This window comes from Streptomyces mesophilus (genome assembly GCF_011044995.1).
Taxonomy (GTDB): Bacteria; Actinomycetota; Actinomycetes; order Streptomycetales; family Streptomycetaceae; genus Streptomyces; species Streptomyces mesophilus.
Genome location: NZ_JAAKZW010000243.1, coordinates 1 through 11,813, shown reverse-complemented (window position 1 = coordinate 11,813; position 11,813 = coordinate 1). Strand labels below are relative to the sequence as shown.

Annotated in this window: 8 protein-coding genes; 6 read left to right on the top strand and 2 right to left on the bottom strand. The window is 70.3% G+C overall.

Annotation, left to right across the window (positions count from 1 at the left end):
• Positions 1–123 precede the first annotated feature (123 nt).
• Positions 124–552 (top strand): Rieske (2Fe-2S) protein, encoded by a 429-nt coding sequence (locus tag G6045_RS34520; RefSeq protein WP_165336149.1) that lies wholly within the window; start codon positions 124–126, stop codon positions 550–552.
• 23 nt (positions 553–575) lie between these two features.
• Here the strand turns inward: G6045_RS34520 and G6045_RS34515 are convergent, their stop codons facing one another.
• Positions 576–2,318: an alpha/beta hydrolase gene (locus G6045_RS34515; RefSeq protein ID WP_165336148.1), complete on the bottom strand. Its 1,743-nt coding sequence runs from the start codon at positions 2,316–2,318 to the stop codon at positions 576–578.
• A gap of 54 nt (positions 2,319–2,372) precedes the next feature.
• A complete protein-coding gene (gene uvrA, locus G6045_RS34510) occupies positions 2,373–5,432 on the bottom strand; it encodes an excinuclease ABC subunit UvrA (protein ID WP_165336147.1) in 3,060 nt (1,019 codons plus the stop codon).
• 222 nt (positions 5,433–5,654) lie between these two features.
• Between uvrA and G6045_RS34505 the strand changes: the two genes are divergently transcribed.
• The 5 genes from G6045_RS34505 to G6045_RS34485 form a co-directional block, all read left to right on the top strand.
• Entirely contained in the window at positions 5,655–6,350 is a 696-nt protein-coding gene (locus G6045_RS34505; RefSeq protein WP_165336146.1) for a maleylpyruvate isomerase family mycothiol-dependent enzyme, read from the top strand.
• A gap of 81 nt (positions 6,351–6,431) precedes the next feature.
• Positions 6,432–7,088 carry an MBL fold metallo-hydrolase gene (locus G6045_RS34500; RefSeq protein WP_165336145.1) on the top strand — a complete coding sequence of 219 codons (657 nt, stop codon included), beginning with the start codon at positions 6,432–6,434 and terminating at the stop codon, positions 7,086–7,088.
• A gap of 293 nt (positions 7,089–7,381) precedes the next feature.
• Complete coding sequence (locus G6045_RS34495) at positions 7,382–8,119, top strand: D-Ala-D-Ala carboxypeptidase family metallohydrolase (RefSeq protein WP_165336144.1); 738 nt, start codon at positions 7,382–7,384, stop codon at positions 8,117–8,119.
• A 123-nt stretch (positions 8,120–8,242) separates the two neighbouring features.
• Positions 8,243–9,508, top strand: a complete 1,266-nt coding sequence (locus G6045_RS34490; protein WP_165336150.1) for an MFS transporter — start codon at positions 8,243–8,245, stop codon at positions 9,506–9,508.
• Positions 9,509–9,565: 57 nt separating this feature from the next.
• Positions 9,566–11,813 (top strand): AfsR/SARP family transcriptional regulator (locus tag G6045_RS34485; protein ID WP_165336143.1); only part of this gene is annotated, 2,248 nt, incomplete at its 3' end.

The window sequence follows — 11,813 nt, the reverse complement described above, 5'->3', positions numbered from 1 at the left end:
GGTGGCGGGCCGGCCGGCGGCGGGCGTGTGGAGGACCGCCCGGTGGTGGGCGGCGCGGGGCCGGGTGATCTGTGGCGGTATCGTCGACCAGGTCAGTCGTACCTCCTGAGCTGTGGAGACTCCATGCCCGGCAAGGCCGCCGCCCGTCGTACCGTCCTCAAGGGCGCCGCCCTCGCAGGAACGGCCGGGCTCGGCGCCGCGGCCTGCTCCACGGAGTCCGACCTCGGCCACGCCGAGAACCCCACGCCGACCGCTCCGGTCGACCTGGGTGACGCCTCCGCCGTGCCGGCGGGCAGCGCGAAGCTCTTCCGTGAGCAGCGGCTGCTCGTGGCCTGCTCCCAGGACGGGAAGTACTCCGCGCTGAGCGCCCAGTGCACCCATGCCGGCTGTGTCCTCGACAAGATCGAGGGCGACGAGGCCAACTGCCCCTGCCACGGCAGCCGCTTCAACGTCGTCAACGGTGCCGCGATCGAAGGCCCGGCCTCCGTGCCGCTGCCGAAGGTCCCGGTCCGGGTGGAGAACGGCAAGCTGATCGCCGGTCCGAAGGCGTAACCCTCCCTACGACGAAGGCGACGTCAGTACGGAGTGGGCCGGGCGTCCAGGTGGGCGCGCAGCCGGTCGGTGTCCTTCGGGGTCCAGCCCTTGGGCGGTAGTACGGCGGCCCAGCCGTCGACGGATCCGGTGCCGTAGCGGTGGCCGTGTGGGGCCTGCACTCCGTAGGAGACGGCCATGTCGACCGTGGTCTGCCAGAAGTTCACGAACGGGAACCAGTTGATCTCCGGCGTGATGTCCGGGCCCAGCGGTTGGTTCAGCCATTGCGGGCGTTCGAGCAGCAGGTCGGGTGACCACCAGACGATCGCGTCGGACGCGTTCTGCAGGACGACGGCGCGCGGGTTCCCCCACTGAGCCTGCGGCCGCTTCAGGTCCTCGGCCGGGAATTGGGCGAAGCGCACATTGCGTCCGTCCTCGAACTCCGGTCGCCATACGGGGCTGCCCTCGTCCCTGCGTTCGCGCAGCTCGCGGGCGATCGGCGAGAAGTTGGGGACCCCGAGCAGCAGGGCGCCGTCGGTCTCGCCGAGGAGCGTGTCCACTGTTTTGTACGAGTCCTCGATGGCGTATGCGCCAAGGCTCTCGCCGGTCACGGCGAGCTTGGGGCGGCGCTCGGCGGGCAGCGTGTCCAGCTCGGTGCGGACCGCGTCGACCAGGGCACGGGTGGTCTTGCCCGCCTTCTCCTTGTCGACGAGGAACGACACCCAGCTCGGCAGATACGAGTACTGCACGGCGACGGTCGCGGTGTTCCCGCCGTACATGTACTCCAGGCTCTCGACGGTGTTGGCGTCGATCCACCCGGAGCCGGTGGTGCCGGCGATCGCCAGCACCTCCCGCTCGAAGCCCCCGGTGCGCTTGAGTTCGCTGATCGCGAGCTTGGCCTGCGCCTGGAACGGTTCCTCGTCCTCGAAGGCCTCGGGTGCGGAGGAGCTGATGTAGACCCGCACCGGTTCCCGGGCCGGCTGCTTGGTGAACTGTGAGATCTGCCGACCGCTGAGCACCGAGCCGGTGAAGTTCCGCCCTTGGAAGCCGAGGTCGTCCCACTCCATCGCGGAACCGGGCCCACCGGAAACGAAACGCGACGTGGGCTGGTGGATCCCGTCCTTGGTCCCGTTGTTGGTGGCCTTGGCGATGCGGTCCGCGATGTCGATGACGCCTCGCTCGAACACGACGTCCTGCAGGGCCGTGGACACCACCACCGCACTCACGACGAGTCCGATACCGATCGCTACCGGCCGGGGCAGCGCCCGGCCGAGCCAGTGGATGAACGTGCTGGAGCCCAGCCGCACGCCGCGCGCGGCCATCAGGAGAAGCAGCCAGAGGGCCACCGCGATCAGACCGATCATCGGGGTGTGCCAGGTGAGCGACGGCGGCAGGCCCTGCAGCTGCCTCAACTGCCTCTGCATATGGGCACTTTCAGAGATCAGCCAGCCCGCGAGGATCGGGCTCAGGATCCAGTACCCGAGCCAGCACCGTGCTCGGGCCCGCTCGCTCGGCCGCCACTTGACGACCCAGCGGAACAGGGAACTGAGCAGACTCCCCAGCGCATACCCGATGGCAGCCGTGATCCCGCCGACGACGCCCTGCAGCAACCAGGGGCGAGGCACCAGGGAAGGGGTGAGCGACAGCCAGAAGAAGACCGTCGCCACACAAGTGGCGAAGAGATCGGGCCAACGGCGCACGAGATAGGTCTCGGCGGGCCGCTCCCAATAGGGCTGCGCAATGAACGCCTTGCCCAGACTTTTCGCCTTTTGCCCCAGATTGCGCATAGGGCAACTCTAGGTGGTGAGGCGGGAGGCCCCACCTCACCACCCAGTGCCGTCTCAGCTCTTACGTGCCCGGGTCGTCTTCTTCGCGGGCGTCGCCTTCTTGGCCGCGGGCTTGGTGGAGGCCTCCTTGGCGGCGGCCTTCTTGGCCGTCCCCGCCTTCGCCTTGGCGGTCACCGCACTCTTGGCCGGAGCCTTGGTCGCCGCGACCGTCTTCTTCGCGGCGGACTTGCGTGCCGGCTTGCGCGCCGCCGGTACGCCGCCGTCGCTGATCCGGTCGGCCTCGAGGATCTCGCGCAGGAACTTGCCCGTGTGGCTGGCCGCCACCCCGGCCACCTGCTCCGGAGTGCCCTCGGCGATCACGAGACCGCCGCCGGAGCCGCCTTCGGGACCCATGTCGACCAGCCAGTCCGCGGTCTTGATGACATCGAGGTTGTGCTCGATGACGATGACCGTGTTGCCCTTGTCGACCAGGCCCGAGAGTACCGTGATCAGCTTGCTGATGTCCTCGAAGTGCAGACCGGTGGTCGGCTCGTCGAGCACGTAGACCGTCCGGCCCGTGGACCTCTTCTGCAGTTCGGAGGCGAGCTTCACGCGCTGCGCCTCACCACCGGAGAGCGTCGGCGCCGACTGCCCCAACCGGACGTATCCCAGACCGACTTCGTTGAGCGTCCTGAGGTGGCGGGAGATCGTCGGCACGGCCTCGAAGAAGTCCAGCGCCTCCTCGATCGGCATGTCCAGGACCTCGGCGATGGACTTGCCCTTGTAGTGCACCTCGAGGGTCTCGCGGTTGTAGCGCGCACCGTGGCAGACCTCGCACGGGACGTACACATCCGGCAGGAAGTTCATCTCGATCTTGATGGTGCCGTCGCCCGAGCAGTTCTCGCAGCGGCCACCCTTGACGTTGAACGAGAAGCGTCCGGGCAGATAGCCGCGCACCTTCGCCTCGGTGGTCTCCGCGAAGAGCTTGCGGACGTTGTCGAAGACTCCGGTGTACGTGGCCGGGTTGGAGCGCGGGGTACGCCCGATGGGCGACTGGTCGACGTGCACGACCTTGTCGACGAGGTCGTCGCCCTCGACCCGGGTGTGCCGGCCGGGGACCGAACGCGCACCGTTCAGTTCGCGCGCGAGGTGCGTGTACAGGATGTCGTTGACCAGCGTCGACTTGCCGGAGCCCGAGACACCGGTGACCGCGGTGAGCACGCCGAGCGGGAAGGCGACGTCGATGTCCTGCAGATTGTTCTCGCGGGCGCCGTGCACCACCAACTGCCGCCCCGGGTCGACGGGCCGGCGGATGTCCGGCACGGGGATGGCCCTCTTGCCCGACAGGTACTGGCCGGTGATCGACTCGGCTGTCGTGAGCAGTTCCGCCAGCGGTCCGCTGTGCACGACCTTGCCGCCGTGCTCACCGGCGCCGGGGCCGATGTCGACGACCCAGTCGGCGACCTTGATGGTGTCCTCGTCGTGCTCGACGACGATCAGCGTGTTGCCCATGTCGCGCAGGCGCACGAGCGTCTCGATCAGCCGGTGGTTGTCCCGCTGGTGCAGGCCGATGGACGGCTCGTCCAGAACGTAGAGCACACCGACCAGACCCGAACCGATCTGCGTGGCGAGGCGGATGCGCTGGGCCTCACCGCCGGACAGGGTGCCGGCGGCGCGGTTGAGCGAGAGGTAGTCGAGGCCGACGTCGACGAGGAAGCGCAGCCGCTCGTTGACCTCCTTGAGCACCCGCTCGGCGATCTTCTTGTCCCGCGCATTGAGCTTCAGCTTGCCCAGGAAGTCCGCGCAGTCGGAGATCGACATCGCGGAGACCTCGGCGATGGACTTCTCCATCACCGTGACGGCGAGCACGATCGGCTTGAGACGCGTGCCCTGACAGGTCGGGCAGGGCACCTCGCGCATATAGCCCTCGAAGCGCTCACGGCTCGCGTCGCTCTCGGCCTCCGAGTGCCGCCGCTTGACGAAGGGCACCGCGCCCTCGAACGGGGTGGTGTAGACCCGCTCGCGTCCGTAGCGATTGCGGTAGCGCACCTCGATCTGCGTCTTGTGCCCGTGCAGGAGCGCCTTCTTGGCGCGCTGTGGGAGCGCCGCGAACGGCATGTCCGTGCTGAAGCTCAAGGCCTCGGCGAGCGCGGTGGTGAGACGGCCGAAGTACTCCTTGGTGTGGCCGTGCGACCACGGGTGGATGGCGCCCTCGTCGAGCGACTTGTCCTCGTCGGGCACGATCAGCTCGGGGTCCACCTCCATCCGCGTACCGATACCGGTGCAGTCGGGGCAGGCGCCGAACGGCGAGTTGAACGAGAAGGAGCGGGGCTCGAGCTCCTCGAACGACAGGTCGTCGTAGGTGCAGTAGAGGTGCTCCGAGTACATCCGCTCGCGCTCGGGGTCGTCCTCGGGCAGGTCGACGAAGTCGAGCACGACCATGCCGCCGGACAGACCGAGCGCGGTCTCGACGGAGTCGGTGAGGCGGCGCTTGGCGGAGTCCTTCACCGTGAGGCGGTCGACGACCACCTCGATGGTGTGCTTCTCCTGCTTCTTGAGCGTCGGCGGCTCGGAGAGCTGGATGGTGGTGCCGTCCACGCGCGCCCTGCTGTAGCCCTTCGTCTGGAGATCGGCGAAGAGGTCCACGAACTCGCCCTTGCGCTCGCGCACGAGCGGCGACAGTACCTGGAAACGGCTGCCCTCGGGCAGCTCGAGCACCTTGTCCACGATGGCCTGCGGCGACTGGCGCGTGATGGGGCGGCCGCACTCGGGGCAGTGCGGCTTGCCGATGCGCGCGAACAGCAGACGCAGATAGTCGTAGACCTCGGTGATGGTGCCGACCGTCGAGCGCGGATTGCGCGAGGTCGACTTCTGGTCGATGGAGACCGCCGGGGACAGGCCCTCGATGAAGTCCACATCGGGCTTGTCCATCTGGCCGAGGAACTGCCGGGCGTACGACGACAGCGACTCGACATAGCGGCGCTGCCCCTCGGCGAAGATCGTGTCGAAGGCGAGCGAGGACTTGCCCGAGCCGGACAGGCCGGTGAACACGATGAGGGAGTCACGCGGGAGGTCGAGCGACACGTTCTTCAGGTTGTGCTCGCGCGCGCCACGGACGATGAGACGGTCGGCCACGCCGGTCCGCACCTTTCTTGATGGGAGAGCGGGGGCGGGGCCCCGTTTCTCAGACTACGAGGGCCGCCTCAGCGATGGACTGCTAACTGCCGAGACAGCTGGATTGCATTGCACGGCCCGACTGTCAAGGATGCCTCGACCGAGCCTATAGCACGTGCATTCGATTTCTGGTCGTGGTCCACCACCTTCACCCGAAGGAGTGGCGGGACTATCGTCAGGCCCATGCCCTCAGCGATCGATCATGACCATGACCTGCTTCTGGTACGGGAAGCGACCGACCGGCTACTGGCCGCGGCGGCCAAGCTGGACAACGCCTCGGTCGCCGGTCCGTCACGCCTTCCGGGGTGGTCCCGTGGTCATGTGCTGGCGCATGTCGCCCGCAATGCCGACGCCCTGGTGAACGTCCTGGCCGGCCGCCCGATGTATCTGAGCGCCGAAGCCCGTGACGCCGATATCGCGCGCGACGCCCCGCGCCCGCTGGACGTCCAGCTCGACGACGTACGCGACAGCGCGGCCCGCTTCATCGCCCAGGCCGCGCAGCCCGCGGACTGGGCGCGCACCGTGGAGCTGCGCAACGGCGTCATGGACCAGGCCGCGCGGATCCCCTTCCGCCGCCTCGTCGAGGTCGAGCTGCACCATGTCGACCTCGGCATCGGCTACGAACTCGAGGATCTGCCCGAGGAGTTCACCGACCGCGAGATCGCCTTCCTCGCGGACCGCTTCGCGGGCAACGCCGCGGTCCCCCGTATCGCCATCACGGCGAACGACGGCCGGCAGTGGACCACCGGCAGCACGGACGGCGATTCGGTCTCGGTGATAGGAGCGGCGCCCGCCCTGCTCGGCTGGCTCTCCGGGCGGCGTCAGGGCGGCGGCCTGGACTGCGACGCCGGCCTGCTGCCCGTACTGCCCGCGCTGTAGCCCGCTGCCGCTGAGCCCTGGCACCGAGTGGGCGCCCGGCGGCCCCTGTGGACCGCCGGACCCGCTCGGTACGCTGAGCCCATGACGTACAGCGGAGCGGTGACAGTCGGCGGACCTGCGGACGTACATGAGCTGGCGGACCTGATGATCTCCAAGGTCGCGGTCGGCCCCATGAACAACAACGCTTATCTGCTGCGCTGCCGGGCCACCGGCGAGCAGCTCCTGATCGACGCGGCCAACGAGGCCGACACCCTGCTCAAGCTCATCGGCGGCGACGGCATCGCCTCGCTCGTCACGACCCACCGGCACGGCGACCACTGGCAGGCGCTGCGCGAGGTCGTGGACGCCACCGGTGCGCGCACCTACGCGGGCGCCTACGACGCCGAGGGCATCCCCGTGCCGACCGATGTGCTCGTCGAGGACGGCGACACGATCCGCGTGGGCCGGGTCGAGCTCACCGCCCGTCACCTCGTCGGCCACACGCCCGGCTCGATCGCGCTGATCTACGACGACCCGCACGGCCACCCCCATGTGTTCACCGGCGACTGCCTCTTCCCGGGCGGCGTGGGCAACACCTGGAAGGACCCGGAGGCCTTCGCCAGCCTGATCGACGACGTCGAGACCAAGATCTTCGGCGCGCTGCCGGACGAGACCTGGGTCTACCCCGGGCATGGCGACGACACCACGCTGGGCGCCGAGCGCCCGCAGCTGCCGGAGTGGCGCCGCCGCGGCTGGTGAGACCGGCCCCGCGAGGGGCGCCCGGCCGTCGTCACAGATGTCCATGCGTCCGATCGTGGCATCCGCCACTGACAATTGGCCGTTTGCGCAGGTCAGGGCGGGTTTGACGGAATCCAGGGCGGGATGCGGCCCGTCGGCGTGCCCGCCGCATCCCCGGATCGCGGTCCGGTCGCCATTGGATGGACAAATGGCAGTGGGCCGCTCCCGTTGACGCGCGTCGACCCTCCCGTCAAGCTCGGCGATGCGCGCGCTGTCCCCCGTACCGGACTCCCCATCCCCCTCTGGAGGGCCCGATGTCCAGACGTGCCTTACGTCTTCTGTTGTCGATTGTCATGCTCATAGCAGCCTCGGTGGGTGGCGTGCTCGCCACGGCAGGCACCGCCCAGGCCGACGGCTGCTACACGTGGTCCCGCACCCTGTCGCAGGGCGCTTCGGGCGCCGATGTCACCCAGCTGCAGATCCGCGTGGCCGGCTACCCGGGCTCGGGTGGCGTCCTCGCGATCGACGGCGCCTACGGACCCGCGACCACGGCCGCCGTCAAACGCTTCCAGTCGGCCTACGGCCTCGCGGCCGACGGCGTCGCAGGACCGGCCACCTTCAGCAAGATCTACGCCCTGCAGGACGACGACTGCACGCCCGTCCACTTCTCCTACGCCGAGTTGAACACCTGCAACTCCACCTGGTCAGGGGGCGCGGTGAGCGCGACCACCGCCAAGTCCAACGCCCTGCGGACCATGTGGAAGCTGGAGGCGCTGCGGCACGCGCTCGGCGACGAGCCGATCCGGGTCACCAGCGGCTTCCGGTCCCACGCCTGCAACGACGCCGTCGGCGGAGCCTCCGGCAGCCGCCATCTGTACGGCGATGCGGCCGACCTGGGCGCGGGTCCGCACTCGCTGTGCAGACTGGCGCAGCAGGCCCGCAACCACGGCTTCAACGGCATTCTGGGCCCGGGATATCCGGGCCACAACGACCACACCCACGTCGATCACCGGGCAAGCCGCTTCTGGTCCGCGCCCAGCTGCGGCATCTGACGGGCGCCAGGTGCGCGGCTCCCGTACGGGAGCCGCGCACCTGCGTAACCGCCCCGCCACCTGGCCAGTTGACGCGTCATGCACGACGCACCGCCGAGCGGATCCGCTCCCGCACGCCCCTCCATGACCCGGCTCGCCGCCGCCTCGCTGGCCGGCACGGCGATCGAGTTCTACGACTTCTTCATCTACGGCACCGCGGCCGCCCTGGTACTCGGTCCGCTGTTCTTCCCCACCTTCTCCCCGCTCGCCGGGACCCTCGCCGCCTTCGGCACCTTCGGCATCGGTTTCCTCGCCCGTCCGCTCGGATCGGTGCTCTTCGGGCACATCGGGGACCGGCGCGGACGGCGCCCTGTCCTGATCGGCTCGCTGCTCCTGACGGGCGGCGCGACGGTGGCCGTGGGCTGCGTCCCCACGTATGACGCGATCGGGGTGTTCGCCCCCTTGCTGCTGCTTCTCCTGCGCTTTCTGCAGGGCCTCGGGCTCGGCGGGGAGTGGGGCGGTGCGGTGCTGCTCACCGCCGAGCACGCGCCCGCCGCCAAGCGCGGGCTGTGGGCGAGCTTTCCGCAGATCGGGCCCTCGGTGGGCTTTCTGCTCGCCAACGGTGTGATGCTCGCGCTGTCCGCCGGACTCAGCGACGCCCAGTTCGCGGCGTGGGGCTGGCGGGTGCCGTTCTGGGCGGCCGGGGTGCTCGCGCTGGCCGGTCTTTGGCTGCGGCACTCCATCACGGAGACGCCGCAGTTCCTCGGCGTACAGGAGCGTGCGCGGGTGCCGCTGTTCGAAGTGGTGCGTGACCATTGGCGGTTGGTGCTGCTGACCGCCGGTTCCATGGCCATCGGATACGCCATCTTCTATACGGTCTCGACCTGGGCGCTCTCCTATGGGACCGAGCAGTTGGGGGTGGCCCGCACCGTCATGATGACGTGCATCATGGCCGCCGTCGCGATCAAGGGGGCCACGACCCCGTTCGCCGCCATGCTCGGTGATCGCTTCGGACGGCGGACTCTTTGCCTGTACGGGGCCGGGGCGGCGGTGCTGTGGATGTTCCCCCTGATCGGGCTGATGAGCACGGGCGAGCCGCTGCTGATGTTCTGCGGGTTCCTGGTCGCGCTGCTCGCGTTCATCACGATGTTCTCGGTGATCGCCGCGTATCTGCCGGAGCTGTACGAGCCGAGGGTGCGCTGTACGGGGGCCGCCGTGGGCTACAACCTGGGCGGTGTCCTCGGCGGGGCGCTCACACCGATCGTGGCGACCGCCGTGGCGGGGCGCGGGGACGGGCCGCCCTGGGGTGTGGCCGCGTATCTGACCGTGATCGCGCTGGTCAGCCTGGGGTGCTTCGCCCTGCTGCCGGAGACGCGGCCGGGCGCCGCCACCGATGCGGCCGCCGCCTGACCAGGGGCTCGCACGCGGAACGCCTGGCCAGGGACGTGCACGCTGGACAATGGCCGGGTGACCTATCGCTACCGTCTGCTCGGCACCACCCAGGTCCTGCGCGAGGACGGCACCGAGGTGCCGCTCGGCGGGGCCCGGATCCGTGCGCTCGTCGCCGCACTCGCCCTGGCGGCCGGGCGCAGCGTGCCGGCCGGGCAGCTGGCCGCACAGATCTGGGCCGCGGACGAGGAGCCGCCGGCCGATGAGGTGAAGGCGTTGCAGGCGCTGGTGGGGCGGCTGCGCAAGGTGCTCGGGCCGGACGCGGTGGCGACCGTGCCCGGCGGGTACCGGCTTGCGGCGAAGCCCGAGGACATCGATCTGTTCCGGTTTCAGCGGCTGGCCCGTGAGGGCGCCGACGCGCTGGGTGCGGGCGATGCCGCGCGTGCGGCCGGGCTGCTGGAGGACGCGCTGGGGCTGTGGTCCGGTGGCGTGCTGCTCGATCTGCCGGGGCGGGACACGGACCCTGCTGTCGTACGGGCCGAGCGGCAGTGCGCACAGGCGCGGCGGGCGCGTCTCGCGGCCGAGGTGGCGCTCGGCCGGGCGGCCGGTGCGCTGGACGACCTCACGGCGCTGACCGCACAGGAGCCGCTCGACGAACCTCTGCAGGCGCTGCGGCTGCGGGCGCTGCGGGACGCCGGCCGGCGGGCGGAGGCCCTGGCCGCGTACGAAGAGGTGCGCAGGATGCTGGTGGAACGGTTGGGGACCGATCCCGGGGAGGAACTCCGCGGGGTCTACGAGGAGTTGCTGGGGGCGGCGGGACCGGAGGCTGACGGCGGAGCCCGGCCGGCCCGCGAGCACCACTTCTCCGACATGTCGCGCCCCGCGGCCGGTAACCTCCGCGCCCGGCTGACCTCCTTCGTCGGTCGCGATCGGGAACTTTCCGACCTCGCCCAGGAGTTGGGGAAGCAACGTCTTGTCACGCTGCTCGGCCCTGGCGGCGTGGGCAAGACCCGTCTTGCCCAGGAAGCGGCCGAAGCGCAGAAGGAGGTGTGGCCGGACGGCGTCTGGATGGCCGAACTCGCTCCCGTACGCGAGGAGTCGGCGGTGGTGGAAGCGGTGCTCACGGCGCTCGGCGCACGCGAGACGACGCTGCGCGGCCCGGGCGCGGCGGAGGAGCTGGGGCCCGCTTCCCAGGATCCGTCGGCCCGCCTGGTGGAGCACTGCGGCCGACGGCGGATGCTCCTGATTCTTGACAACTGCGAACATGTCATCGGCGCCGCGGCCCGGTTGGCCGAGTCGGTCCTCACCCGCTGCCCGGGGGTGACCGTCCTCGCCACGAGCCGTGAGCCGCTCGGCGTGCCGGGCGAAGCCATCCGCCCCGTGGAACCCCTCCCCCAGGATGTGGCGCTGCGCCTGTTCGCCGAGCGGGGAGCGGCGGTACGCCCCGGTTTCCGTACCGCGGACGACACCGAGGCGTGCGCGGAGATCTGTGTCCGGCTCGACGGTCTGCCGCTCGCCCTCGAACTGGCCGCCGCCCGGCTGCGGTTGCTCACCCCGCGCCAGCTCGCGGACCGTCTCGACGACCGCTTCCGGCTGCTCACCGGCGGCGGGCGCACCCTGCTGCCGCGTCAGCAGACGCTGCGGGCCGTCGTGGACTGGTCCTGGGATCTGCTCTGCGAGGACGAGCGGGCCGTGCTGCGCCGGCTCGCCGTGTTCGCGGGCGGCTGCGCGCTGGATCAGGCGCAGGAAGTGTGCGGTCAGGACACCCTTGAGGTGCTGGGCGCACTGGTCGACAAGTCGCTGGTCGTGGCGGACCCGGGCGGCCGGTTCGGTATGCGCTACCGGCTCCTCGAGACCGTCGCCGAGTACGCGGCCGCGCGGCTCGACGAGTCGGGTGAGCGCGCGGCGTACGAGCGGCGGCATCTCGTGGCCTACCGCGAGCTGATGCGCTCCGGGGAGGTCGAGCTGCGGGGGCCGCGGCAGGTCGAGTGGCTGGAGCGGTTCGAGCTGGAGCACGACAACGCAAGAGCCGCGCTGCGTACGGCGGTTGCGTCCGGTGCCGAGCAGGACGGGCTGTGTCTGGTCCATGCGATGAGCTGGTTCTGGCAGCTGCGCGGGCATCAGAGCGACGTCACCACCTGGTCGGCGGCCGTGGCGGCGCTCGGTCCCGATCCGTTCGCCGCACCGGTGCGTCCTGCCGTACCCCTGGTCGATCGGTGCACGGACAGTGCGCCGCCGTGGGACGAGGAGCAGGTGTGGGAGGCGCGACGGGGCGCGCGGCTTCTCGTACAGGCTGCGTCTACGGGGGACGAGGCGGGGGCGGACG

Coding starts and splice junctions, on each gene's coding strand:
- G6045_RS34500 (WP_165336145.1), top strand. CDS start 6,432: ATGACGTACAGCGGAGCGGTGACAGTCGGCGGACCTGCGGACGTACAT.
- G6045_RS34490 (WP_165336150.1), top strand. CDS start 8,243: ATGACCCGGCTCGCCGCCGCCTCGCTGGCCGGCACGGCGATCGAGTTC.
- G6045_RS34515 (WP_165336148.1), bottom strand. CDS start 2,318: ATGCGCAATCTGGGGCAAAAGGCGAAAAGTCTGGGCAAGGCGTTCATT.
- G6045_RS34520 (WP_165336149.1), top strand. CDS start 124: ATGCCCGGCAAGGCCGCCGCCCGTCGTACCGTCCTCAAGGGCGCCGCC.
- G6045_RS34495 (WP_165336144.1), top strand. CDS start 7,382: ATGTCCAGACGTGCCTTACGTCTTCTGTTGTCGATTGTCATGCTCATA.
- G6045_RS34505 (WP_165336146.1), top strand. CDS start 5,655: ATGCCCTCAGCGATCGATCATGACCATGACCTGCTTCTGGTACGGGAA.